The organism is Sphingobium sp. AP50, from assembly GCF_900109095.1.
GTDB lineage: Bacteria > Pseudomonadota > Alphaproteobacteria > Sphingomonadales > Sphingomonadaceae > Sphingobium.
The window spans coordinates 24,182-47,814 of the sequence record NZ_FNYZ01000024.1; the positions used below are offsets into that span (position 1 = coordinate 24,182).

The 23,633-nt window shown below is 64.8% G+C and carries 22 protein-coding genes; 17 read left to right on the plus strand and 5 right to left on the minus strand.

The window, feature by feature from the left end; translation table 11 throughout:
• The first annotated feature begins 23 nt into the window (after positions 1-23).
• The 6 genes from BMY84_RS25085 to BMY84_RS25110 all read left to right on the plus strand — a co-directional run bounded on the left by BMY84_RS25085 (position 24) and on the right by BMY84_RS25110 (position 5,469).
• The gene (locus tag BMY84_RS25085; RefSeq protein ID WP_093087575.1) at positions 24-326 is read left to right on the plus strand and encodes a hypothetical protein; all 303 of its coding nucleotides are present in this window, start codon (positions 24-26) and stop codon (positions 324-326) included.
• Positions 327-452: 126 nt separating this feature from the next.
• Positions 453-902 (plus strand): MarR family winged helix-turn-helix transcriptional regulator, encoded by a 450-nt coding sequence (locus tag BMY84_RS25090; protein ID WP_093087647.1) that lies wholly within the window; start codon positions 453-455, stop codon positions 900-902.
• Positions 899-2,965 carry an FUSC family protein gene (locus tag BMY84_RS25095; RefSeq protein ID WP_256215440.1) on the plus strand — a complete coding sequence of 689 codons (2,067 nt, stop codon included), beginning with the start codon at positions 899-901 and terminating at the stop codon, positions 2,963-2,965. Before BMY84_RS25090 ends, BMY84_RS25095 begins: the two co-directional genes overlap by 4 nt.
• The gene (locus tag BMY84_RS25100) at positions 2,962-3,177 is read left to right on the plus strand and encodes a DUF1656 domain-containing protein (protein WP_093087577.1); all 216 of its coding nucleotides are present in this window, start codon (positions 2,962-2,964) and stop codon (positions 3,175-3,177) included. The genes BMY84_RS25095 and BMY84_RS25100 overlap by 4 nt, the downstream gene beginning before the upstream one ends.
• Positions 3,174-4,076 carry an efflux RND transporter periplasmic adaptor subunit gene (locus BMY84_RS25105; RefSeq protein ID WP_093087578.1) on the plus strand — a complete coding sequence of 301 codons (903 nt, stop codon included), beginning with the start codon at positions 3,174-3,176 and terminating at the stop codon, positions 4,074-4,076. The genes BMY84_RS25100 and BMY84_RS25105 overlap by 4 nt, the downstream gene beginning before the upstream one ends.
• Positions 4,069-5,469 (plus strand): efflux transporter outer membrane subunit, encoded by a 1,401-nt coding sequence (locus tag BMY84_RS25110; RefSeq protein ID WP_093087580.1) that lies wholly within the window; start codon positions 4,069-4,071, stop codon positions 5,467-5,469. Before BMY84_RS25105 ends, BMY84_RS25110 begins: the two co-directional genes overlap by 8 nt.
• A 110-nt stretch (positions 5,470-5,579) precedes the next feature.
• Here the strand turns inward: BMY84_RS25110 and BMY84_RS25115 are convergent, their stop codons facing one another.
• A complete protein-coding gene (locus tag BMY84_RS25115) occupies positions 5,580-6,098 on the minus strand; it encodes an outer membrane protein assembly factor BamE (protein ID WP_093087581.1) in 519 nt (172 codons plus the stop codon).
• A 163-nt stretch (positions 6,099-6,261) separates the two neighbouring features.
• Here BMY84_RS25115 and BMY84_RS25120 point away from each other — a divergent pair, with 163 nt between their 5' ends.
• The 8 genes from BMY84_RS25120 (at position 6,262) to BMY84_RS25155 (ending at position 13,408) form a co-directional block, all read left to right on the plus strand.
• Entirely contained in the window at positions 6,262-6,786 is a 525-nt protein-coding gene (locus BMY84_RS25120) for a ubiquinol-cytochrome C chaperone family protein (RefSeq protein WP_093087650.1), read from the plus strand.
• Positions 6,783-7,307, plus strand: a complete 525-nt coding sequence (locus BMY84_RS25125) for a DUF177 domain-containing protein (RefSeq protein ID WP_093087583.1) — start codon at positions 6,783-6,785, stop codon at positions 7,305-7,307. The genes BMY84_RS25120 and BMY84_RS25125 overlap by 4 nt, the downstream gene beginning before the upstream one ends.
• Before the next feature lie 34 nt (positions 7,308-7,341).
• Positions 7,342-7,908 carry a hypothetical protein gene (locus BMY84_RS25130; RefSeq protein ID WP_143075159.1) on the plus strand — a complete coding sequence of 189 codons (567 nt, stop codon included), beginning with the start codon at positions 7,342-7,344 and terminating at the stop codon, positions 7,906-7,908.
• A gap of 52 nt (positions 7,909-7,960) precedes the next feature.
• A complete protein-coding gene (gene dinB / locus BMY84_RS25135; protein WP_093087587.1) occupies positions 7,961-9,040 on the plus strand; it encodes a DNA polymerase IV in 1,080 nt (359 codons plus the stop codon).
• 150 nt (positions 9,041-9,190) lie between these two features.
• A complete protein-coding gene (locus BMY84_RS25140) occupies positions 9,191-11,278 on the plus strand; it encodes a TonB-dependent siderophore receptor (protein ID WP_093087589.1) in 2,088 nt (695 codons plus the stop codon).
• A 5-nt stretch (positions 11,279-11,283) separates the two neighbouring features.
• Complete coding sequence (locus tag BMY84_RS25145) at positions 11,284-11,595, plus strand: ketohydroxyglutarate aldolase (RefSeq protein WP_093087591.1); 312 nt, start codon at positions 11,284-11,286, stop codon at positions 11,593-11,595.
• Positions 11,592-13,085, plus strand: a complete 1,494-nt coding sequence (locus tag BMY84_RS25150; RefSeq protein ID WP_177204195.1) for a PepSY-associated TM helix domain-containing protein — start codon at positions 11,592-11,594, stop codon at positions 13,083-13,085. Before BMY84_RS25145 ends, BMY84_RS25150 begins: the two co-directional genes overlap by 4 nt.
• The gene (locus BMY84_RS25155; RefSeq protein WP_093087592.1) at positions 13,082-13,408 is read left to right on the plus strand and encodes a DUF3325 family protein; all 327 of its coding nucleotides are present in this window, start codon (positions 13,082-13,084) and stop codon (positions 13,406-13,408) included. The genes BMY84_RS25150 and BMY84_RS25155 overlap by 4 nt, the downstream gene beginning before the upstream one ends.
• A 3-nt stretch (positions 13,409-13,411) precedes the next feature.
• Here the strand turns inward: BMY84_RS25155 and BMY84_RS25160 are convergent, their stop codons facing one another.
• Together BMY84_RS25160 and BMY84_RS25165 are read right to left on the minus strand one after the other, a co-directional pair.
• Complete coding sequence (locus tag BMY84_RS25160) at positions 13,412-14,782, minus strand: ATP-binding protein (protein ID WP_371262450.1); 1,371 nt, start codon at positions 14,780-14,782, stop codon at positions 13,412-13,414.
• Positions 14,779-15,510: a response regulator gene (locus BMY84_RS25165; protein ID WP_093087594.1), complete on the minus strand. Its 732-nt coding sequence runs from the start codon at positions 15,508-15,510 to the stop codon at positions 14,779-14,781. The genes BMY84_RS25160 and BMY84_RS25165 overlap by 4 nt, the downstream gene beginning before the upstream one ends.
• 284 nt (positions 15,511-15,794) lie before the next feature.
• On the opposite strand from BMY84_RS25165, the gene BMY84_RS25170 reads away from it, so the two are divergent.
• Genes BMY84_RS25170 through BMY84_RS25180 form a run of 3 tightly spaced genes read left to right on the plus strand, consistent with a single transcriptional unit; the run spans position 15,795 to position 21,452 of the window.
• The gene (locus tag BMY84_RS25170; protein WP_177204196.1) at positions 15,795-16,928 is read left to right on the plus strand and encodes an efflux RND transporter periplasmic adaptor subunit; all 1,134 of its coding nucleotides are present in this window, start codon (positions 15,795-15,797) and stop codon (positions 16,926-16,928) included.
• Positions 16,929-16,938: 10 nt separating this feature from the next.
• Positions 16,939-20,091: an efflux RND transporter permease subunit gene (locus BMY84_RS25175; RefSeq protein ID WP_093087595.1), complete on the plus strand. Its 3,153-nt coding sequence runs from the start codon at positions 16,939-16,941 to the stop codon at positions 20,089-20,091.
• Positions 20,088-21,452 (plus strand): efflux transporter outer membrane subunit, encoded by a 1,365-nt coding sequence (locus tag BMY84_RS25180; protein ID WP_093087597.1) that lies wholly within the window; start codon positions 20,088-20,090, stop codon positions 21,450-21,452. The genes BMY84_RS25175 and BMY84_RS25180 overlap by 4 nt, the downstream gene beginning before the upstream one ends.
• Before the next feature lie 76 nt (positions 21,453-21,528).
• Here BMY84_RS25180 and BMY84_RS29990 read toward each other — a convergent pair whose 3' ends face one another.
• Positions 21,529-21,951, minus strand: coding sequence for a hypothetical protein (locus tag BMY84_RS29990; protein WP_177204197.1), 423 nt, complete (start codon positions 21,949-21,951; stop codon positions 21,529-21,531).
• A gap of 82 nt (positions 21,952-22,033) precedes the next feature.
• Positions 22,034-23,506 carry an MFS transporter gene (locus BMY84_RS25190; protein ID WP_093087600.1) on the minus strand — a complete coding sequence of 491 codons (1,473 nt, stop codon included), beginning with the start codon at positions 23,504-23,506 and terminating at the stop codon, positions 22,034-22,036.
• Positions 23,507-23,633: the final 127 nt, after the last annotated feature.

Here is a 23,633-nt window from a genome sequence, read left to right on the forward strand (position 1 = left end):
CGTAAACGTAAAGGAGACGAGAGATGGCAACAGTGGATGGCGCCTTTGATTGCGTGGCCAAGACGCCGATGGGCGATCAGAAGGGCGTGTTCACCGTCATCAGCAGCGGCGATCGCTTCAACGGCACCTTTGCCGGCATGATGGGATCGCTGGACGTGGTCGATGGCAAGGTCGACGGCGCCAAGTTGACCTGGAAGATGGAAATGACCATGCCGATGCCGATGACGCTGGAATGCGAGGCGGAAGTGGCGGGCGACGCGATCACCGGCACGATGCAGTTGGGCGCATTCGGCGCGTCCGCCTTCAACGGCACGCGACGGGCCTGATCCGATCTTATTGGCCGGGGATGCCAGGTGGCATCCCCGGCCAATTGCATTATGCGCAAATGCGACGACGAAGTGGACAATTGTCAGCAATATTGAATCAATTCATTAGTTAGCTATCTAATGAATATGTCCATCACCGAGTCGAAGCGCCTGCTGGCGCATAAAATGGCCCCTGTCGCCCGAGGCTGGCGACAACTGGCCGATAGCGCGCTCGCCGAATTCGGCGTGTCGAACAGCGCGGGCTGGTGCCTGATCCATATCGACCGCATGGGTGGCGATGTGCGGCAGGCCGAACTGGCCGAATCGCTGGATATCAGCCAGCCTTCGCTGGTGCGGACGCTGGATCAGGTGCAGGCCGCCGGACTGGTCGGCCGCACGCCGCATCCCGAAGACAAGAGATCCAATATCATCGGGCTGACGCCGGCCGGGAAGGATCTGGTCGGCCGGATCGAGGAGCGGCTGGGCCTGCTGCGCGCCGACCTGTTGCAAGGCGTGCCGGACGAAGCGATCATGATCATGGTCGAGATGCTGGACCTGCTGTCGCAGCGTATCGGCGAGCGGCGGAGCCAGATGTGAGCCAGCACGCCCTGCGCGAGAAATTTGGTATTCCCGCCGCGCTCTTTTCCGTCAAATGTCTGGCCGCTTCCATGCTGGCGCTGTTCGTGGCGTTCAGCATCGGGCTGGAGCGTCCCTATTGGGCGTTTCTGACCAGCTATATCGTTGCCCAGCCGATGGCGGGTGCAGTGATATCCAAGGCGTTGTTCCGCATCATCGGCACCTTCACCGGGGCGATGTTCGCGGTCGCGATCGTGCCGCCGCTGGTCAATTCGCCCGAGTTGCTGTCGCTGGCGATGGCGAGCTGGACGGGATTATGCGTGTTCGTGTCGCTGCTGGACCGCACGCCGCGCGGCTATATGTTCGTCTTGGCCGGCTATACCGCCTGCCTGATCGTCTTCCCCGATGTCGACACGCCACAGACGATCTTCACCGTCGCGTCGCTGCGCGTGCAGGAAATATTGATCGGCATCCTGTGCGGCAGCCTGATCCACGGCATCATCCTGCCCGGATCGATCACCGGCGTGCTGCTGGGCCGGGTGGAAGCGATATTGCGCGACGCCGAGCGCTGGTCGCGGGACGCGATTGCGACCGAGCCGGTCGCCGGGTTGGACGCGGAACGCCGCCGACTGGCGCAGGACGTGACCGAATTGCACCAGATGTCGGCGCATTTGCCCTTCGACATCAGTCGTCTGGCGCCGCGCGTACGCACCGTGCGGGCCTTGCAGGATCAATTGTCGATGCTGTTGCCGCTGGGTGCAGCGGTGGAGGACCGGTTGGCGCAGCTCAAGGTCGCGCATGATGGCGTCGTGCCGCCACAGGTCGAGGCGCTGATTGCCGATGTACGGCTGTGGCTGGATACGCCTGCACCGGACAATGGCGTCCGGGCGGAACGGGCGCAGGCCCTGATCGACCGGTGCGTGGCCATGGAACCGGAAGCCGATGCGCAGATGGGCTGGGGCGACATGATGCGGCTCAGCCTCTATGCCCGGCTCGCATCGCTGGTCGCCGTGCATCGCGATTGTCGCGATCTGTACGACCAGATGGGGACGCATAGTCGCGCCGCCGTGACACCCCGCGTTGCCGAACTGCTGGAAGGGCGGCGCAATCGCGAGATGCATCGCGACTTTACAGGAGCGGCACGGGGCGCCTTCGCCGCCTTCATGACTATCGCCATCGGCTGTGCCCTGTGGGTCGGCAGCGGGTGGAAGGATGGCGGCACGGCGGTCATGCTGGCCGGCGTCTTCCTGTCGCTCTTCTCCGCGTCCGACAATCCGCTCGCCCCATTGAAAGGCTTCATGATCGGGACGATTGCCGCGTCTGCGCTGGGTGCCGTCTATGGCTATGTCATCATGCCCCGGCTGGATGGTTTCGGCATGCTGGCCATGGCCTATGCGCCAATGTTGTTGCTGCTGGGCACGATGATGGCGTCGCCCCGCTGGATGGGGATCGCGCTGCCTACCCTGCTGGGCCTTGGCAGCCCGGTGCTGTTGTCCGACCGCTACGAAAATGCGTTCGGCTCCTATATCAACGGCGCGATCGCGCAGATCGTCGGCATCTGGTTCGCGATCATCATGGCCGGGCTGTTCCAGTCCGCAGGGGTGGAGCGGGCGATCCGCCGCACGATTCGCGCCGGCTGGATCGACATCGCCAATCGCGCGACAAAGATGTCGCCGCCCGATGTGCGCGGCTGGATCAACCGGATGCTCGACCGTATCGCCCTGCTCGCGCCGCGTCTGGCCGCGACCCGGCGGGACAGCGGCAAGCCGCTCTATGACGCGCTGCGCGACCTGCGCACCGGTGTCGCGATCGGCGAGTTGCGGCAATTGCGGCTGGACCTGCCCGTGCAGGAAGGCGGGCATCTGGCCACCGTATTGCAGGGCGTGAGCCATCATTATCGCCAGATGGACCCGGATGCGCCGCAAGCGGCCGACCCGGCCTTGCTGAACGACATCGATGCGGCGATCGACGATCTGGCGGCCAATCCCCGCCCGTCGATCCGCCGTGAGGCGGTGCTGGGCCTCGTCAGCCTGCGCCGCAACCTGTTCCCCGACGCGCAAGGCTATCGGAGGGCCATCGCATGACCGGAGAGATCGCCCTGGGCGGCATCTTCATCCCCACCCTGCTGCTGCTGGCGCTTGTCGCGCTGGTGCTTGCCTGGGTCGTCACCCGCCTGATCGGTGCGGCCGGCCTCTATCGTTTCCTCGCCTATCGGGCGGCTGTCGACCTCAGCATCTTCGTGCTGATCCTGGGCGGCCTCGCCATCCTCGTCCCAACCCTTGGAATCCGTCTATGAATCGCCTGACCCCCGTGCTGATCCGCAGCGCCGCCACCATCGCCCTTGTCGTCGCCGCCACGATCGCGGCGATATGGATGTGGAATCATTATGAGGGCAGCCCCTGGACCCGCGACGGGCGCGTGCGCGCCGATGTGGTGCGGGTGACGCCGGATATCAGCGGCCTCGTCACGTCGGTCGCGGTGCATGACAACCAGACGGTCAAGGCCGGCGACCTGCTGTTCGTGATCGACACACCGCGCTATTCGATGGCGCTGGAGGAAGCGAATGCCCGGATCGCCAGCGCGCAAGCGACATTGGGGCAAGCTAGGCGCGAGGCGCGGCGCGACACGGCGCTGGGCGATCTGGTCGCAGCGGAAACCCATGAGCAGAATCTGGCCAAGGTCGAAACGGCGCAGGCGGCGCTGGCCGAAGCCTATAGCGGGCGCGACGCGGCGGCGCTGAACCTGAAGCGCACCAAGATATTGGCATCGGTCAATGGCGTCGTCACCAACCTCGACCTGCATCCGGGCGACTATGTCGGCGCGGGGAGCCAGGCCATGGCCCTGATCGACAGCGATTCGCTGCGGGTCGAGGGCTATTTCGAGGAAACCAAGCTGCCGCTGGTCTGCATCGGCGCGCCGGTGACGGTGCGGCTGATGGGCGAGGCGCAGGATGTGCATGGCCGGGTGGAAAGCATCGCCTATGGCATTAATGACGACAGCCGCAGCAATTCGGGCAATCTGCTGCCCTCGGTCGAGCCGACCTTTTCCTGGGTGCGGCTGGCCCAGCGCATTCCGGTGCGGGTGAAGCTGGAGAAGGTGCCGGCGGGGCTGCGCCTGATTTCCGGCCGGACCGCGACCGTGACGGTGCAGCCGGCAGGCAAGAATGCCAAGCCGGGGGACTGCCGCCATGCGTAAATCCGTTTACGCGCCGCTGCTGGCGCTGAGTCTGGCCGCCTGTGCGACTGCGGGACCGGACTATCGCCCGCCCGCGCAGTCCGCCGCGACCACGCCGGGGGCGACCGGGGCATTCCATTCGGCCCAGGGCGCGCAGTTCGCACAGGCGGACTTGCCCGATCACTGGTGGCAGCTTTATGCCGACCCGCAACTGGATGCGCTGGTCGCGCAGGCGCTGACCGCCAATGCCGACCTGCGCACGGCCGACGCCAATCTGGAACGGGCGCAGGCGGTGTTGCGCGAGGCGCAGGCGGGCCGGGACATCACCACATCGATCAGCGGCGGCGAGACGATCGCCCGCGCTTCGGGCGTATCGCAACATCTGCCCGGCACGGTCGGCTATGATCTGGGGCTGGCGGCATCCTATCCACTGGACCTGAACGGACGCATCAAACGCGCGATCGAGGCGAGCGGCGCGGATGTCGAGGCGGTGACGGCGGCGCGCGACTATGTGCGCGTCAGCGTGGCGGCGGCCACGACGCAGGCCTATGCGCAGGTATGCGCGGCCAACTATAATCTGACCATCAACCGCAAGGTGGTGGCGTTGCAGCGCGACACGCTGAATGCGACGCGGCGGCTGGCCAAGGGCGGGCGCGGCACCGCGTTCGACGTCAGCCGGGCGCAGGCGGCGGTGGATGTGAGCGAGGCGGCGCTGCCCGGCTTTACGGCGCAGCGGCAGAACGCGCTCTATCTGCTGGCGACCTTGCTGGGCCGCGCGCCGGCCGACTATCCGCGCGAGGTGGAGAATTGCGCCACGCTGCCGACGCTGGGCCAGCCTTTGCCGGTGAGCGACGGCGCGGCACTGATCCGGCGGCGGCCCGATATCCGGCAGGCCGAACGCACCATTGCGGGCGATACGGCGCGGCTGGGCGTGGCGATGGCGGACCTCTATCCACAGGTCAGCATCGGCGGATCGGTGGGGCTGACCGGGCCGCTCAAGGATTTCGGGTCGGGATCGGCGTTCGGCTTCAGCCTGGGGCCGCTGCTGAGCTGGAGCTTCCCCAACAGGCCAGTGGTGAAGGCGCAGATTGCGCAGGCCGATGCACAGGTGAAGGCCGATCTGGCCGGATTCGACGCATCGGTGCTGGAGGCGCTACGCCAGACCGAGACGGCGCTGGAAACATACCGTCGCAATGCGGAGCAGGCAGGGGCGCTGGACCGGGCGCGCGATAGCGCCGGCGTGTCGGCGGGACAGGCGAGCAAGCTGTTCCGCTTTGGCCGGGGCGATTTCCTGTCGCTGCTGGATGCGCAGCGCAGCCTGGCGAGCGCAGAAGCCTCCGCCGCCGCCGCGCGGGCACAACTGGTGCAGGATCAGATCGCCATCTTCCTGGCGCTGGGGGGCGGCTGGTCCTGAACCCACGGATCAGCAGCATCAAAAAAGGGGCGATCCGGCCATTGCGGATCACCCCTTTTTTGCATCGTGCGTCTCGTGCAGTCCTGCGGCCATCCAGTGGCCGACCAGGCTTAGCTGCCGTTCGGGCCGCCGCCGGGGCTGGTGGCCCCGCCACCGCTGCCGCCCATGCCGGCAGCGCCGACCGCACCGATATTGCCGAAGATTTCGTCGAACAGGCTGCGATGACGACCCAGCGTCGGGGTCTTGTCCCCCGTGGGCGAGATATGCGCGACCTGTTCCAGCCCCATGCGGTCGACGGCGGTCACATTGCCCGCCGTATCGAAACGGACACGCAGCACGGTCTGTTCGACCGGCTTGGGGTTGGAAAAGGCGAGCGCGCGCATGTTGCGCGACACATAATACCAGTCCTGCTCGCCAAATTGCGAAGCGAAGCTGGGGCGACCCAGCGTGCCTTCGACCGAGGCGCGATTATCGATGCCGGGCTGAACCGAATCCACCAGCAGTTTGTCGACCTGATAGCCCTGATGGCTGCGCAGGCGAGTGCAGGCGGACGTGCCAAACAGCAGCGCGCTGAGGCCGATGGCGATCATCACGCGCCCACGGCGGGAGTGGCGGCTGAACTGCGGCATGAACTTCTCCTGCGGGGGACGGTCCCGCGAACCCAAGAAACCTTATGTCGCCATTGCATTGGGCGACGCAGCGATCAATATGGAAATGCGCACGCCCCGGCAAGGGGCGCAAAACATCGGACGGCGCGCGGCCGCTCGATCCGTCTCGAAAAGCCCTGATCCGATGCCCTCTTCCCCCTCCTTCCTGCAACGCCTGTTCGGCCGTACCGACGCCCGGCGGGGGCTGCGGCCGCTCTATCATGCCGTCGTCGCGGAAGGACGGCAGCCGCACTGGTATCTGGACGGGGCCGTGCCGGACACACTGGACGGCCGGTTCGACATGATCGTCGCCATCCTGGCGCAGGTGTTGATCCGGCTGGAGCAACTGGGCGCGGCGCAGGATAGCGTCTGGCTGACCGAATTGTTCGTCGATGATATGGACGGGCAATTGCGGCAGGAAGGCATTGGCGATGTCGTGGTCGGCAAGCATGTCGGGCGGATGATGAGCGCGCTGGGCGGGCGAATCAGCGCCTATCGCGATGCCTTGACCGGGGAGGCCGATTTTGCTGTGGCGCTGCGCCGCAACCTGTATCGCGGGGAAACGGTGGGCGATGACGCCGTCGCCCATGTGGAAGGCGCGCTGCGCACGCGCTGGACGCGGCTGGGGTGCCTGACGCGCGATGCCCTGCTCGCAGGAGATATTGGATGAACATGACTGTCGAATTTTCCCGCCCGATCAAGGCCGATCAGATCAAGCGCCTGACCGGGGAAACCCATATCGAGGCGAACGAGGCCGAATGCCTGGCGCTGGCGCGCCGCTTCGGCCTGTCGTCGCTCGACCGGCTTAGCGCAGATTATAGCCTGATCGAGGAGACTGGCGCGGTGATGGCGCGTGGCCGGATGTCGGCGGCGCTGGCCCAGCCCTGCGTCGCGACGGGCGTGCCGGTGCCCGAAACGATCGACACCGACTTCCTGCTGCGTTTCGTGGTGGAAGGCGATGATGTGCCCGAAGGCGAGGAACTGGAGCTGGACGCCAATGATTGCGACACGATCGGCTATGACGGTCAGCTGATCGACATGGGCGAGGCGGTGTCCGAGACGATGGCGCTGGCGATGACGCCCTATCCGCGCGCGGCCGATGCCGATGCCTATCTGAAGGAATCCGGCGTGCTGAGCGAGGATCAGGCAGGCCCATTCGCCGCGCTGTTGGCGCTGAAGGATAAGAAATAAGGGAACGGTGCGCGCATCCATGCGTCCATCGGCCATGCGCATGCCCTATCTGATCGCCGCCATTCTGGTCGCCGCCGCAGCCCCGGCTTCCGGTAGTGGAAAGGCACCCGCGCGCTGGGCTACCGGTACGCCGCTGATCGGCGAGGCGGTTGCGCGCACGCAATGGGACATGGCGGAAAATCGCACGCAATGCGGCCCGTTGGCGTTACTGTCGGACGGTGGGGTGCGCGGCAAAGCACGGCCGGCCGCTTTTGGCGGCGGATGGGCCGTCGCGTTCGACCTTCCGGGGGTAAGGAGCGCCTATGGCTTTGCCGGAACGGGCCTGTTGCCGCAGGACGCGCAAGCCAGCGGCTGGCAACGGGAGCGACTGATGCAGCAATGGCCGCATATGCGCGACCTGAACGCGCTGCCCGGCCCCGCCTTCGCCGGCTATGGCGTGGTCGGTGCGGAACCCTATCCGGCGGATAATCGCGCGGGCAAGGGGCTGCATTCGCTGGCCTATATGCGGATCGAGGGACAGCGCTGCACCTATAATGTCTGGAGCCGGATCAGCCGCGCGCATCTGGAGACGCTGCTCGACAATCTGCGCTTGCTGCGCTGACCGGACGCCTCGCGTTTCCCTTTCGTTCTTGTCTGTGGCATAGCAGGGCGCCATGGACCAGCCGGTGCGCAAGATCATCCATATCGACATGGACGCCTTTTATGCGTCGGTCGAACAGCGCGACGATCCTGCCCTGCGCGGCCTGCCGATCGCGGTGGGAGGCGGCGGGCCGCGCGGGGTGGTGGCGACATGCAGCTATGAAGCGCGCAAATTCGGGGTGCGATCCGCCATGCCGGGCGCGCGGGCGCGACGGCTGTGCCCCGATCTGGTATTCGTGAAGCCGCGCTTCGAAGTGTATCGCGCGGTGTCGGCGCAGGTGCGGGAGATATTCGGCCGATTCACCGACATCATCCAGCCGCTATCGCTGGATGAAGCCTATCTGGACGTGACCGTGAACAAGCCGGGCATCGCATCGGCCACGCAGATCGCCGAAGAGATCAGGCGGATGATCCGGGACGAAACCGGCCTCACCGCTTCGGCCGGCGTTTCCTATAACAAGCTGATCGCCAAGCTGGCGTCGGACCAGAACAAGCCCGACGGTATCTGCGTCATACGGCCGGGCCAGGGCGAAGCCTTCATTGCGGCGATGCCGGTGCGGCGCATCCATGGCGTCGGCCCGGTGACGGCGAAGCGGATGCAGGCGCTGGGGATCGAAACGGGTGCCGATCTGCATGCCCACGACCTGCGATTCCTCCAGACGCATTTCGGCAGCGCGGCGGATTTCTATTATCGCGCGGCAAAGGGTGAAGATGACCGGCCGGTGCATGAGCGGCAGACCCGCAAGTCGGTGAGCGTCGAGGATACGTTCTTCGACGATCTGATCGAGGAGGCGCCGCTGGTGGCAGAACTGGACCGGATCGCGGTCAACCTGTGGACCCGGATCGAAAAGGCGCAGGCCTGGGGGCGGACGATCGTGTTGAAGCTGAAATTCGCCGATTTTCAGATCGTCACACGATCCCGCAGCTTTGCTACGCCGGTGCGGTCGCCCACCTTGCTGGCGCAGGCGGGCCGGGATTTGCTGCTGGCCCAGTTACCATTGCCAAAGGGGGTCCGTCTGCTGGGGCTGGGCGTCCATAATCTGGCGGGTGAGGAAGCAGAGGATGAGGGCGATCAGTTGGCGCTGGGCCTGTAGCGCGCAAAGAGCGATTTACACTCGGCAAGCAGCGGAATGGCAATAATGTCACCACAGAGAGAAATAAACAGGCAAAAATGCTAATGCGATTGACTCGCATTCCTTTATTCCTCTAGCGGGCGCCCCGATCATATATTGAAGGGGAATCCGATGAATCGTCCGCTGCGTTCCGCGCTGCTTGCAGGCGTTATAGCCCTTATTCCCGCCGGCCATGCTCTGGCCGCACCACTGGCGGAGGCCGATGTCGGCTCCAATGTCGATTCCACCATCATCGTCACCGGCGCAGCCGATCAGGCGTCCAGTTCGGCGACCGGCCTGTCGCTGACGCTGCGCCAGACGCCGCAATCGATCAGCATCATCACCCGCGAGCGGATCGAGGATTTCGCGCTCACCAATGTCAACGACCTGCTGGATCAGGCCGTCGGCATCAATGTCGAGCGGGCGGAAACCGACCGCACCCAATATAATTCGCGCGGTTTCGACGTGAATAATTTTCAGATCGACGGCATCGGCCTGCCGCTGATCTGGGGCATCCAATATGGCGATCTGGACACGGCCCTGTTCGAGAATGTCGAGACGATCCGGGGCGCCAATGCGCTGATGACCGGTATCGGCAACCCGTCGGCTACGATCAACTATGTCCGCAAGCGGCCGGTGGAAGAGTTTCAGGCGAAGGCATCGGCGCAGGTCGGCTCCTGGGGCAAGTGGCGGCTGGAAGGCGATGTGTCGGTGCCGCTGACCGACACGGTCGCCGCCCGCCTGATCTATGCGCATGAGGAACGCGATTCCTATCTCGACTATAATCATGGCAATCGCGATGTGATGGGCGGCCTGCTGAGTTGGGAAATCACGCCGCAGTTGAAGGCCACGGTCGGCTTCTCCAGGCAGGAGAATAACAGCGACGGCGTGCTGTGGGGCGCTCTCCCGCTGGTCTATAGCGACGGCACGCAGATATCCTATCCGCGATCGGCCTCCACCTCGGCCGACTGGACCTATTGGAACACGGTCGACCAGAGCGCCTTTGCCGAACTGGCCTATAGCTTCACCAATGGCTGGGCGCTGAAGGGCGTGCTGACGGTCAAGCGGTTCGAGGAAGAGGCCAAGCTGCTCTATGCCTATGGCGCGCCGGACAAGGATACGGGTCTGGGCGTCTATGGCATGTCGGGCATCTATCCGTCCGTCTACAAGCAATATCTGGGCGATTTCTATGCGTCCGGCCCGGTCAGCCTGTTCGGGCGAGAACATAAGCTGGCCTTCGGCGTGTCGACATCGACCTCCAAGGCGAAGGAGTGGGAGGCCTTTTCCTCCGAAACCATCGTCTATCCCTCGTTGGACAGCTGGGATCAGGGGCTGATCGCCGAGCCGACCTATGACGATTCCTATCTGGCGAGCGACTATAAGGACCGGCTGACCCGCATCTATGGCGCGGCGCACCTCAATCTGGCCGACAATCTGAAGGCAGTGGTCGGTGCGAGCGTGATGTGGCTGAAGACCACCGGCACCTCCTATGATGCCGACCAATATCGCAAGGATAGCAAGATCAGCCCCTATGCCGGCCTGATCTATGACCTGACGAGCCATGTCTCGCTCTATGCCAGCTATACCGACATCTATAATCCGCAGACCGAAGTGGACGCCAATCACGTCAGGCTCGATCCCGCCAAGGGCACCAGCGTCGAAGCGGGGGTGAAGAGCCAGTGGTTCGACGATCGGCTCTATGTGACCGCCGCCGTCTTCCGCGCGAAGCAGAGCGGGCTGGCGGAATATGCCGGAACGTTCGAGGATGGCGTGAAAAGCTATTATAGCGGTGTGGACACCACGTCGAAGGGCTTCGAACTGGAGATCGCGGGCCATATCACCGACCAGTGGAGCGTGAATGGCGGCTATACCTATCTGGATATCGAGGATGATGCGGGCAATGACACCCGTACATGGCTGCCGACGCAGACGTTCAAAATGTCGACCACCTATGCCATCCCGCAATTTAACGACCTGAAGCTGGGCGGCCAATTGCGCTGGCAGAATGCAATCTCTACCGAGGTCGATGGCGGAACCGCGAGGCAGAAGGGCTATGCCGTGGTGGATTTGATGGCGAGCGTGAAACTGGCTGATCATGTCAGCGCCAGCGTCAACGTCCGCAACCTGACCAACACCTATTATCTCAACAGCCTGATGTGGGGTCAGGCCTATTATGGCGCGCCGCGCAGCGCGATCGCCACGCTGAGCCTGGACTTTTGACCGCAATGCCCGGCCTTGATCGCCGCAAGGGGCGAAATGGCTGGGCCTATCGCGCCAATGTGACATTGCGCCTGCTGGCGGGGACGGTGGGCGCCTATGGCGTCGCCGCGCTCGCCAGCATGGCGCTGGCGCGCATCCTGCCTATGAGCCGGGTGGAAGCGGTGACGACGGCGACGATGATCGCCTATCTGGTGATGCCGGGCGTGACGATCTGGGCCTTTCTGGCGCGGGGGCCGTGGCGGGCACTGGCGGGCGTGGTGCTGGCGGCGGCGATGCTGGGCGGCATCGCCTGGCTGGCGGGGCAGCCGGCGGCATGACGATGGTTCGCGACGGCGCGCGCCAGTGCATGGCCTGGCTGCACGGATGGACCGGGCTGTTGCTGGGCCATATCCTGTTCGTCATGTGCCTGGCCGGGACGCTGAGCGTGTTCAAGCCGGAAATCGGGCGCTGGATGCGGCCCGAAGTCAGCGGTCCGGCCGATCCGTCCCGCGCGATAATGGCCGCGACATCCTGGCTGTCGGCCAATACGACCGGGTCGACCGGCTGGTATCTGTCCGCGCCCGATGGCCGGTCCAACACCGTCGACGCTACCTATGACAGCGACGGCGCTTATCTCACCAAATCGCTCGATCCGGTCAGCGGCGCGCCGGTCGCGCGCGACACGCTGGGCGGCGAATTTTTCTATCGCCTGCATTTCGAGCTGCAACTCCCCTATCCCTGGGGCCGGCTGCTGGCGTCGCTGGCGGCGATGCTGATGCTGGTGGCGATCGTCACGGGGATCATCGCGCACAAGCGCATCTTCAAGGATATCTTCACCTTCCGCCCGGCCAAGGGCCAGCGATCCTGGCTGGACGGGCATAATGCGCTGGGTGTGCTGTCCCTGCCCTTTCACATCATGATCACCTTTACCGGGCTGCTGACGCTGGCGTCGCTGAACCTGCCCTGGAGCATCACGGCGGCCTATGGCGACGATGTGATGACGATGTACAGCGATCTGACCCCCGGCGCGGTCAGCCGGGTGGCCAGCGGCGAGAAAGCGACGCTGGCGCCGATCGGCCCGATGCTGGATGAGGCGCAACGCTATTTCAGTGCGCCGATCGGCCGGGTCTATGTCTTCAATCCGGGCGACAAGGCGGCGGTCGTCACCCTCTATCCGGTCGAGCAGAAGGCGATCGGCTATCTGCCGGCGGAAATCAGTTTCGACGGGGCGACCGGCAAGCTGCTGAAGGCCTGGACGGAAAAGCGGACGGGCGTGCGCGCCTATCAGACCGTCTATGGGCTGCACATGGCGCATTTCGCGCCGGGGCTGACGCGCTGGCTCTATTTTCTGGGCGGGGCGATGCTGAGTCTGGCGATCGCTACCGGCATGGCGCTGTGGGTGGTCAAGCGCCGGGAGCGGGCGCCGCTATCGGTCGGCAACCGGATATTGGAGCGGCTGAATGTCGGCGGGCTGATGGGCGCATCGATTGGCATGGCGGCGTTTCTGCTGGCCAATCGACTGTTGCCGCTAGATCTGGCCGCGCGGAGCGAGGCGGAAGTGTCGGTAGCCTTGTGGAGTGCGGGCGGCGTGCTGCTGGTCGGTCTGACCCTTGCGCCTGCGCGGGGCTGGCCGCTGCTGCTGGGCGTGCTGGCGCTGTGCTGCGCGACGGCGGCACTGCTGGGGCCGGTCTGGGCGACCGACCCGGTGCTGATGACCGGCAATGGCCTGTTGCTGGCGACGGCGGCCGGGTTGGCGCTGATCGTCTGGCGGCAGGTGCGGCGCAAGCCCGCAGTCACGCCCGCTCGGCGCCGAATGGTGCCGGCATGATGCTGACGGCGGGTCTTCTCTATCTGTCGTTGTTCGCGCTGGCGGCGCGGATGCAGCGGCATCGGCCGGTGCTGCTGGGCGGCTGGCAGAAGCGCGGCTTCGTGCCGCATCTGGAGATGACGGGCTGGACCTGCTTCGCCCTGTCGCTGCTCAGCCTGTTGCGCCACGCCGACCCCGGCATGGCGCTGGTGGGCTGGGTCGGGCTGCTGGCATTGCTGGGCGGCCTGGTGATGCTGGGCATGACCTATCGGCCCGCCCTGCCGCGTATCGGCGTGCCCGTTGCATGGGCGATGATCCTGCTGGGGCTGATCCTGCGCGCCTGAGACTCAGCCCTTCATCTCGATGGTGGCGATCAGGCCGCCTTCCTCCGCATTACGCAGCCGCACCGATGCTTCGAAACTCATCGCCAGCGAGCGGGCGATGGTCAGGCCGATGCCGGTGCCGTTGCGGCCGCCGGGCTGGCTGCTCGGCCCCCTTGTGAAGGGTTCGAACATCTGGTCGATCTGATCGGCGGGAATGCCAGGGCCATGATCGCGCACATGGATCATCAGTCGACCGGCCGCCTGTTCGCAAGCGATTTCCGCGCAGCCGCCATATTTGACGGCATTGTCGACCAGATTGCCGATGCAGCGGGTCAGCGCATTGGGCTTCACTCTTACCGTGCCGCCGCATCCCGATACGAAGCGGACCGGTTGCCCCAGATCTTGCGCATCCTCCGCCATGCTGGCGAGCAGGGAATCGATATCGAGCACGGACCATTCCTCGCGCGCCTCTGTACTGCTGGCGAGGTCCAGCCCCTCCCGCACCAGAGTCTGCATCGCCTGATGATCGGCGAGCAGCCGGTCGCGCAGCTCGACATTGTCGACCAGTTCGAGCCGCAGCCGCAGCCGGGTGAGCGGGGTCTGAAGATCATGGCTGATCGCCGCAAGCAACTGGGTACGCTCGGCAAAACCCGCGCGGGCGCGACGCTGCATCAGGTTGAAGGTGGAGAGCGCGGCACGCACCTCCTCCGGCCCGGCCTCCGGCACATCTTCGGGATCGAGCGACAGCGAAAAGGCCTCCGCCGCCCGCTCCAGCCGGCGCAGCGGCTTTGATACGAAGCGCGCGACCAATATCGCCAGCCCCGCCGAGGCCGCGATGATGACGATCAGATAGATGGGGTTGAAGATGGTGCTGCCGGGTTTCACGATCCGGGGGAAGGTGAGCGCCATGGCGCGGCGCTGACCGCCGGCGTCGGTGAAGCGCACGATCCAGCAATCCGGACGCGGCGCGCCGATCAGGCCAGCGGCCCGGTCCTTTTCCTCCTTATGATCGGGAAAGCAAAGGCCAACGGGCAATTGCGCCGCTTCGGGCTGGGACTGCGGGCCGAAACGATCGGCCAGCGACTTTTCCAGATCGGAATCCGTATCGCTCAGCGCCACGCCTTCGGGTGCGGGATAGGCGCCGATGATATTATGGTCGGCCATCATCGCTTCGACCCCGGCGGGATCATGGCGCAGCCGGGCGGCGATATCGACCGCGCTGGCGACCACGCGCTGGCGCCGGACGCGCTCGAAATCATGATGGCGGGCCTGTTCGGCCACCAGTAGCGCGAGGATCGCCGCCACCGACATGCCCAGCGTCAGGATCAGGAAAATCTGCCCCGCCATCGTGCCGAAGAAGCTGCGCACGCGCCCGATCCAGTGGAGCAGGATCATGAATAATCGACCCCGCTGGCCAGCACATAGCCTTCACCCCGGACCGTGAGGATCAGTTCGTCACCACCCGATATGGCCGCCAGTTTCTGACGCAGGCGGCTGACCTGAAGATCGATCGAGCGGTCGAACGCGGCAGTGGCGCGTCGTTCCGGCAGCAAGGTTTCGCGCGCCAGCACGACATTGGGTTCTTCCAGAAAGCGATTGAGCAGGCGGAATTCGGCGGAGGACAACATCACCAGCTTGTCATCCGGCGCGATCAGCCGCCGCTGTTGCAGGTCGAGCCGCCATGGCCCGAAATGGGCATAGCGCATCGTCGTCGCGCCGCGCAGGGCCGGTTCGCTGCGCCCACGCCGCAGGAGATTGCGGATGCGGACCAGCAGTTCGCGCGGCTCGAACGGCTTGGTCAGATAATCGTCGGCGCCCAGTTCCAGCCCCAGTACCCGGTCGATCGCGCTGCCCCGCGCCGTGACCATGATGATCTGCACGTCGGAGCCATCACTGCGCAATTCTCGGCACAAGGACAGGCCGTCCCCATCGGGCAGGTTGAGATCAAGCACGATCAGGTCGACCGATTCGTCGCGCAGATACTGGCGCAGTTCCGCCAGATTGGACGCACCGAACAGACGATAATTTTCCTGTCGCAACTGGCCGACGATGAGATCGCGGATATCCGCATCATCATCGACCACGACGATCGTCGCACCACGGGAAGGGGCAAGGTCAGCCATATTATCGCTGTAGCGCCGATACAGGGCGAAGTCTGCCCGTCAGGTGCCCTGATACAGGCTGATACAAAGCGATACCGCGCAAAACGCAGGGAGACAGAATGACGACAAGTTCCTCTTTCCTGTAACAGGCAAACTATCGATGAGGGCAAGGTCGGCAGCCCCCGCCGACGCCAGTCGGAGTGCTCGCCTCGCGTCCAGTCGCATGGTCCCCTCCCCCCTCCCCCTGCCATGTGCGGGATGTGTGGCGAGGCTCCTTCTGGTCCACCAAGGATATGCGCCAAAACATGTTTTCGCCCTCTTCCCGCCTGAGCCTTCGGGTCGCACCGCTGGCTATCTGTATTCTGATCGCTGGTTGCGGAGAGAAGAAGCCGCCGCAAAAGGGGCCGGTGGAAGTGGGCGTCGTGACACTGACGGCGCAGAATGCGACGGTGTCGAGCGAACTGCCCGGCCGCACCGTTTCGACCATGATGTCGGAAGTGCGGCCGCAGGTGGCGGGGCTGATCCAGAAGCGGCTGTTTACCGAAGGATCGATGGTGACGGCGGGGCAGCCGCTCTATCAGATCGACGCGCGCCTCTATCGCGCATCGCGTGACGAGGCGGAGGCAACACTGGCCAGCGCGCAGGCGACCGCCGTCGCCGCGCAGGCCAAGGCGCAGCGCTATCGCACGCTGGGCGACACCGAGGCGGTAAGCGCGCAGGATCGCGACGATGTGATCGCCACCGCCCGGCAGGCGCAGGCATCGGTGATGCAGGCGCGTGCCAGCCTGCAAACCAGCAACGTCAATCTGGAATTCACGCTGGTCCGCGCACCGATCAGCGGGCGGATCGGCCGCACGCTCTTCACTCCCGGCGCGCTGGTGACGGCGAGCCAGACCGACCCGCTGACCACGATCCAGCAGCTTGATCCCATCTATGTCGACGTGACTCAGTCGAGTTCGCAGATATTGGCGCTTCGCCGGTCGCTGGCGGCCGGCAAGACGTTGGCGGCCAGCGCCACCATCCGGCTGAAGCTGGACGACGGGACCGACTATCCGCAGGAAGGCCGGATCGAATTTGCCGAGCCGATCGTCGATGTGAACAGCGGCACGGTGACGCTGCGCGCGCGCTTCCCCAATCCCGACGGGCTGCTGATGCCCGGCATGTTCGTGCGCGTGGTGGCGCCGCAATCGGTGGTGCCCGGCGCCATCCTGGCGCCGCAGCAGGGCATCAACCGCGATGCCAAGGGCAATGCGACCGCGCTGGTCGTGACCAAGGCAAACAAGGTCGAGCGGCGCATCGTCACCACCAGCCAGGCGATCGGCGACAAATGGCTGGTCACGGCGGGGCTGAAGAATGGCGACAAGCTGATCGTCGAAGGCACCGACAAGGTGAAGCCCGACGATATGGTGAAGCCGGTCGCCGTCGCGGCATCGAAGTAGGAGCCGCGCCGTGCTGAGCCGTTATTTCATCGACCGGCCGATCTTTGCCTGGGTCATCGCCATCGGCATCATGCTGGCCGGGATCGGCGCCATGCTATCGCTGCCGATCGCGCAATATCCCGATATCGCACCGCCGGGCGTGGGCATCAGCGCCACCTATCCGGGCGCATCGGCCGAAACCGTCGAAACCAGTGTTACGCAGGTCATCGAACAACAGCTGACCGGCATTGACGGGCTGATGTATTTCTCCTCCTCGTCCAGCGCGACGGGGCAATCGCGGATCACCGTGACCTTCCAGAAGGGCACGGACCCGGACACTGCACAGGTGCAGGTGCAGAATAAGGTGCAGCAGGCGCTGAGCCGCCTGCCCAGCGCCGTGCAGCAGCAGGGCCTGTCCGTCACCAAACAGCAGACCGACTTCCTGATGCTGGTCGGCCTGTATGACGAGACGGATACGGCGACGCAGGCGGATATCGCCGACTATCTGGTCAATAATTTCCAGGACCCGATCGCCCGCATCGACGGTATCGGCGCCACCCAGATTTTCGGGTCGCAATATGCGATGCGCATCTGGCTGGACCCCTATAAGCTGGCCGCCGTCAAGCTGATGCCGTCGGACGTGCAGAGCGCGATCTCGGCGCAGAATGTCGAAGTCTCGGCCGGTCAGATCGGCGCCGATCCCGCCCCCGTCGGGCAGCAGATCAACGCCACGGTCACGGCGCGCGCGCGCCTGCAAACGCCCGACCAGTTCCGCAAGATCATCGTCAAGACCCAGACCGACGGATCGATCGTCCATCTGTCAGATGTCGCCCGTGTCGAACTGGGCAATGAAAGCTATACCACGTCGGCGCGGCTGAACGGCCATCCGGCGTCCGGCATCGCGCTCCAGCTCGCGCCGGGCGCCGATGCGCTGAAGACCGCGGAAATGGTCAAGGCCAAGGTTGCCGAGCTGTCGTCCAACCTGCCGCACGGCTACAAGGTCGTCTATCCGCGCGATACCACGCCCTTCATCAAGCTGTCAGTCGAGGAAGTCATCCAGACGCTGCTGGAAGCGGTGGCGCTGGTCGTCGTGGTGATGTTCATCTTCCTCCAGAGCTGGCGCGCGACGCTGGTGCCCGCCGTGGCCGTGCCGGTCGTGCTGCTCGGCACCTTCGGCGTGCTGGCCCTGTTCGGCTATTCGATCAACACGCTGACTTTGTTCGGCATGGTGCTGTCCATCGGCCTGCTGGTCGACGACGCGATCGTCGTGGTCGAAAATGTCGAACGCATCATGGAGGAAGAGGGGCTGTCGCCCCGCGATGCGACGATCAAGTCGATGGAGGAGATTGGCAGCGCGCTGGTCGGCATCGCCCTGGTCCTGTCCGCCGTGCTGCTGCCCATGGCCTTTTTCGGCGGGTCCACCGGCGTCATCTATCGCCAGTTTTCCATCACCATCGTCTCCTCGATGCTGTTGTCGGTAGTGGTCGCACTGATCCTGTCGCCCGCCTTGTGCGCGACGCTGCTGAAGGGATCGGACGAGGAAAAGCGGCACAAGGGATGGGCCGGCAAGTTCAACCGCTGGTTCGAGCGGATGACCGACGGCTATGTGCGCCGCACCGGCAAGGTGATGCACAGGCGCAAGCTGTTCTGGGGCCTGTATGTCGTGGTGCTGGCGCTGCTGGTGCTGTTGTTCGTGCGGCTGCCCTCCAGCTTCCTGCCGGTCGAGGATCAGGGACAGGTGATGGTGCAGGTCACGCTGCCCGCCGGCGCCAAGTCCAGCCGCACCAGCGCCGCGATCGACCAGGTGCAGAATTATTTCCTGAATGACGAGAAGGACAATGTCGCCTTTGCCTTCATCATGACCGGATTCAGTTTTCAGGGTCAGGGTGAGAATGTCGGGCAGGGCTTCATCAACCTCGCCCCTTGGGACGATCGCAAGGGCATAGTGAACACCGCCGGGTCGATCGCCGGGCGCGCCACCAAGCAACTGGCGGCGATCCGCGATGCCAAGGTGCTGGCCATGACCCCGCCCGCCATTCGCGGTCTGGGCCAGTCCAACGGCTTCACCTTCGAACTGCTGAACAGCGGCGGCCTGAGCCGTGACCGCTTCCTGGAACTGCGCAACCAGTTGATCGCCGCCGCGTCGAAAGACCCGATGCTGGCAGGCGTGCGCGCCGCCACGCTGGAGGATACGCCGCAGCTCAAGGTGAATGTGGACGCGGAAAAGCTGGCCGTGCTGGGCCTGACGCAGGCCAATGTCGACGATGTGCTGAGTTCCGCCTGGGGCAGCACCTATGTCAACGACTTCGTCGATCGCGGCCGGGTGAAGCGCGTCTATATGCAGGCAGATGCGCCCTATCGCGCGCTGCCCACCGACCTCGACAACTGGATGGTGCGGTCGAGCAGCACGGGCGAGATGGTGCCCTTCTCCGCCTTTGCCACGACGCAGTGGACGATGGGTCCGTCGACCGTGTCGCGCTTCAACGGCCTGTCCTCCTTCGAGATTCAGGGGCAGGCCGGTGATGGCGCCAGTTCCGGCGACGCGATGGACCGGATGGTCGAATTGCAGAAGCAGCTTCCGGCCGGGACCAGCTATGCTTGGAGCGGCCTGTCCTATCAGGAGCAGATTTCCGGGGGACAGGCGCCCTTGCTCTATGCCCTGTCGGTGCTGGTCGTCTTCCTGTGCCTCGCCGCGCTGTATGAAAGCTGGTCGATCCCGCTGGCGGTGCTGTTCGTCATTCCGCTGGGCCTGATCGGTGCGGTCGTGGCGGTGTGGGGTCGCGGGCTGGAGAATAATATCTTCTTCCAGGTCGGCCTGCTGACCACCATGGGTCTGGCCGCGAAAAATGCGATCCTGATCGTGGAATTTGCCGAAATGGCGCACAAGCAGGGCAAGAATGCGCTGGAGGCGGCGCTGGAGGCGGCCAAGCTGCGCTTCCGTCCGATCCTGATGACATCGCTCGCCTTCATCGCCGGCGTCATTCCGCTGGCGACGGCGACCGGTGCGGGCGCGCAGAGCCGCGTCGCCATCGGGACTGCGGTGGTGGGCGGCATGACGACGGCGACCTTGCTCGCCATCTTCTATGTGCCGCTCTTCTTCCTAACGATCGCCCGCCTGTTCGGCAGCGACAAGCCCCATGGCGCACCGCCAGCCACCACGCCCGACGCAGGAGTCCCGGCATGACCCGCGCCCTTCTTCCGCTGAGTGCCGGGCTGTTGCTGGCCGGGTGCAATATGGCGCCGGATTATGTGCGCCCTGCCCCGCCGGTGCCCGCCACCCTGCCGACCGGTGAAGCCTATGCCGCGCAGGCGGAGGGTAAGGCCGGTCTGCCCTGGACCGTGCTGGTGCAGGATAGCAAGCTCAAGACGGTTATCGACCGGGCGCTGGCCAATAATCGCGACCTGCGCGCCACCCTCGCCAGCGTCCAGTCGGCGCGCGCGCAATATAAGGTGCAGCGGGCAGCGCAATTGCCGACCCTGACCGCCGATGCCGGTGCCAGTTTCGCGCGGCAGAATGATGCCCGGCAGAATAGCTATAGCGCGGATCTGGGCTTCAGCGCGTTCGAGATCGACCTGTTCGGCCGGGTGCGCAACCTGACGGAATCGGCGCTGGAAACCTATCTGGCGACCGAGGAAGGCGCGCGATCGACCCGCATCACCCTGATCGCGGAAACCGCGACCGCCTATGCCACGCTGGCGGCGGATCAGGCATTGCTGGCGCTGGCACGCCAGACGCAGGCCAGTGCCCAGCGCACGCTGGACCTGACAAAATCGCTCAACACCGCCGGGCTTGCCGGCAAGCTGGACGTGCATCAGGCGGAAACCACGGTGGAGCAGGCCGCGTCCGACGTCGCCGCCAATATCACCCAGGTCGCGCAGGACCGCAACGCGCTGGACCTGCTGGCTGGCGCGCATGTCGAGGATGCCCTGCTGCCCGGTTCGCTCGACAGCCTGATTGCAGGCGTGGCGAAAGTGCCGGCGGGCCTGTCGTCCGACATATTGCTGCAACGGCCCGACGTGCTGCAGGCCGAACATCAGCTCAAGGCCGCCAATGCGGATATCGGCGCCGCGCGGGCCGCCATGTTCCCGAAGATCAGCCTGACATCGGCGATCGGCGTCGCCAGTTCGGCGCTGTCGTCGCTGTTCACCGGCAATGCCTTCACCTGGTCGGCCAGTCCCTCCGCGAGCCTGCCGATCTTCGGCGGCGCGAACCGGGGCAATCTGGACTATAGCAAGGCGCAGCGCGACATGTACCTCGCCCAATATGAGCAGGCGATCCAGACGGCGTTCAAGGAAGTCAGCGACGGACTGGCCCGCGAAGGGACGATCGACGCGCAACAGGCCGCGCAACAGCGGCTGGTCCGCGCCAGCAGCCAGGCCTATGATCTGTCCGATCAACGCTATCGCGCCGGGATCGACACCTTCCTGACCGCACTGACCAACCAGCGGACGCTCTATTCGGCGCGGCAGTCGGCGATCGCGACCGACCTGGCGCTGGTGAGCAATCGCATCCTTCTCTATCGGGTGATCGGCGCCGACCAATAGGGTGCCGTCACGGCAATCCGTACTGCATCGTATCATTTGATAGGAAGGCCGTTCCGCCCCTTCTCTCCCCAAATGCTTATGCTATGATGAAGGCATAAAGATTATGGAGAGGGCCATGCTGCTTCTGGCACGGTGTCTGGACTGGATTTGCCGGGCTTTTGCGTCCGGCGCGCAGGATGCGATGCGTCTTAATCAGCTTATCTGTCCGCTGGCGGCGCAGCGGCACCAGAATGATGGTGCAGCGCGGCGGCCCTAAGCCGTTTTTGCCTTCATCCACCATTTCTCTGATGGAAGCGTAACGCCCGACCTGCGACTGCCGATCTTCAGCCCGGATCAACCGTTTAACAGCAAAAAAAACGGACCGATCCGAAGAGCAGCCCGTAAAAGTTTTAGGAGAGGATGCCTGAAAGGCAGGTTCTTTTTGACTTAAGCGCAGGCTTGCCGCAAGTGCGAACGCTCTGTTCGCGATTGCAAAATATGCATCCGTAGCGACATGCAACGCTTTCCGTAGCGGAAACCATGATCTCCAACGGGTTGTTCGTGAACGCCGGATTCGCCTTTTTCGTGCGAATCACCGCGAATCAGGCCTTGATTCGCAACGATGCGAGGGCAGCGACCATCCATGTTGCGGCGCCAAAGGCCATGGTCCAGATCGGATCGCCGGGGAAGAAGGCCTTCATGATCGATCCCATCGCGGTCGCGACCAGCAATTGCGGCACCACCACGAAGATGTTGAACAGCCCCATATAGACACCGATCTTCCCGGCCGGCAGGCTGGAGGCGAGCATCGCATAGGGCATGGCGAGAATGGAGGCCCAGGCGATGCCGATGCCCACTTCGCTGAGCAGCAGCCAGTCAGGATCGCGCACGAACAGGAAGCTGGCAAATCCCGCAGCACCGGCCGTGAGACACAGGGCATGGGTGCGCGCCTGGCCGATCCGTCGGGCGATCCAGGGCAGCAGGGTCAGGGCCGCGACCGCCGCCACGCCATTATAGACGGAAAAGAGCACGCCCACCCAGTTGCCGCCCGCCTGATAGGCCGCGCTCGCCGGATCGGCCGATCCGAACATATATTGGGCGACGACCGGGGTGGTGTGAATCCACATGATAAACAGCGCCGACCAGCTGAAGAACTGGATGACGGCAAGGCGGCGCATGATCGGCGGCATCCCCGCCACATCGCCCACGATATGGGCCAATATATTGTCGCCGCGCCCTGATCGCGCCAGCAGGATCGCGACCATGCTGGCCAGTCCATAGCCGGCCAGCAGCGCGCCCAGCAGATAGACTTCCTTCTCCATCCCCCACAGATCGACGGCCAGAGCGACCAGGGCCCCTGCCCCGATCCATGCGCAGCAGGGCAGCAGCAGCCGTTGCGCCAGATCGGGCGCGGCAGGTGTATCCGCATCGATCGCGAAGGCGCGCATTTCGTCCGGCGCATATTCGCGCGTCGTCAGCACCGTCCACAGGACCGCGCCCAGCAAGGCGGCACCACCGGCCCAGAAGCTGTAACGCACCGTATCGGGCACGCTGCCCACCGGGGCGACGTTGGCAACGCCCAGATGATCGAGCAGATAGGGGAAGAGCGACCCCACCACCGCGCCCGCGCCGATGAAGGCGGTCTGCACGGCATAGCCGACCACATGCTGGTCCTTGCGCAGCATGTCGCCGACGAAAGCGCGGAACGGCTCCATCGAGATGTTGAGGCTGGCGTCCAGCATCCAGAGGAGGAGCGCTGCCATCAGCAATCCGTCGCTGCGCGGCATGAAGATCAGGGCGATCGCGGCCAGAATTGCGCCAAGCAGGAAATAGGGGCGCCGTCGGCCAAGACGGCCGAGCCAGGTACGGTCCGACAGATGGCCGATGACCGGCTGGACCAGCAGCCCGGTCAGCGGCGCGGCGATCCACAAAGCGGACAGATCGTCGATGCTGGAACCCAGCGACTGGAAGACGCGGCTCATATTGGCGTTCTGCAACGCAAAGCCGATCTGGATGCCGAAAAAGCCGAAGCTGATATTCCACAGCCCGGCCAAGCCCTGACGCGGCTTTTCCATGCCTTTCCTCCTCATCGCGCGGCGGGCCTGCCGCCCGCCTGCGCTCCATTGCCAGCGCTGGCATGGGGCGCTGCGCGGAGCAAGTCACGCATACGAATACATCGGGCGATGATAGCAGGGTTGAGCA

Excerpts from the sequence above, each read along its gene's own strand:
- BMY84_RS25150 (WP_177204195.1), top strand. The coding sequence starts at position 11,592 with ATGACGATGGTTCGCGACGGCGCGCGCCAGTGCATGGCCTGGCTGCAC.
- BMY84_RS25165 (WP_093087594.1), bottom strand. The coding sequence starts at position 15,510 with ATGGCTGACCTTGCCCCTTCCCGTGGTGCGACGATCGTCGTGGTCGAT.
- BMY84_RS25180 (WP_093087597.1), top strand. The coding sequence starts at position 20,088 with ATGACCCGCGCCCTTCTTCCGCTGAGTGCCGGGCTGTTGCTGGCCGGG.
- BMY84_RS25100 (WP_093087577.1), top strand. The coding sequence starts at position 2,962 with ATGACCGGAGAGATCGCCCTGGGCGGCATCTTCATCCCCACCCTGCTG.
- BMY84_RS25115 (WP_093087581.1), bottom strand. The coding sequence starts at position 6,098 with ATGCCGCAGTTCAGCCGCCACTCCCGCCGTGGGCGCGTGATGATCGCC.
- BMY84_RS25125 (WP_093087583.1), top strand. The coding sequence starts at position 6,783 with ATGAACATGACTGTCGAATTTTCCCGCCCGATCAAGGCCGATCAGATC.
- BMY84_RS25085 (WP_093087575.1), top strand. The coding sequence starts at position 24 with ATGGCAACAGTGGATGGCGCCTTTGATTGCGTGGCCAAGACGCCGATG.
- BMY84_RS25140 (WP_093087589.1), top strand. The coding sequence starts at position 9,191 with ATGAATCGTCCGCTGCGTTCCGCGCTGCTTGCAGGCGTTATAGCCCTT.
- BMY84_RS25090 (WP_093087647.1), top strand. The coding sequence starts at position 453 with ATGTCCATCACCGAGTCGAAGCGCCTGCTGGCGCATAAAATGGCCCCT.
- BMY84_RS25120 (WP_093087650.1), top strand. The coding sequence starts at position 6,262 with ATGCCCTCTTCCCCCTCCTTCCTGCAACGCCTGTTCGGCCGTACCGAC.
- BMY84_RS25155 (WP_093087592.1), top strand. The coding sequence starts at position 13,082 with ATGATGCTGACGGCGGGTCTTCTCTATCTGTCGTTGTTCGCGCTGGCG.
- BMY84_RS25145 (WP_093087591.1), top strand. The coding sequence starts at position 11,284 with ATGCCCGGCCTTGATCGCCGCAAGGGGCGAAATGGCTGGGCCTATCGC.
- BMY84_RS25160 (WP_371262450.1), bottom strand. The coding sequence starts at position 14,782 with ATGATCCTGCTCCACTGGATCGGGCGCGTGCGCAGCTTCTTCGGCACG.
- BMY84_RS25170 (WP_177204196.1), top strand. The coding sequence starts at position 15,795 with ATGTTTTCGCCCTCTTCCCGCCTGAGCCTTCGGGTCGCACCGCTGGCT.
- BMY84_RS25110 (WP_093087580.1), top strand. The coding sequence starts at position 4,069 with ATGCGTAAATCCGTTTACGCGCCGCTGCTGGCGCTGAGTCTGGCCGCC.
- BMY84_RS25190 (WP_093087600.1), bottom strand. The coding sequence starts at position 23,506 with ATGGAAAAGCCGCGTCAGGGCTTGGCCGGGCTGTGGAATATCAGCTTC.
- BMY84_RS25130 (WP_143075159.1), top strand. The coding sequence starts at position 7,342 with ATGCGCATGCCCTATCTGATCGCCGCCATTCTGGTCGCCGCCGCAGCC.
- dinB (WP_093087587.1), top strand. The coding sequence starts at position 7,961 with ATGGACCAGCCGGTGCGCAAGATCATCCATATCGACATGGACGCCTTT.
- BMY84_RS25105 (WP_093087578.1), top strand. The coding sequence starts at position 3,174 with ATGAATCGCCTGACCCCCGTGCTGATCCGCAGCGCCGCCACCATCGCC.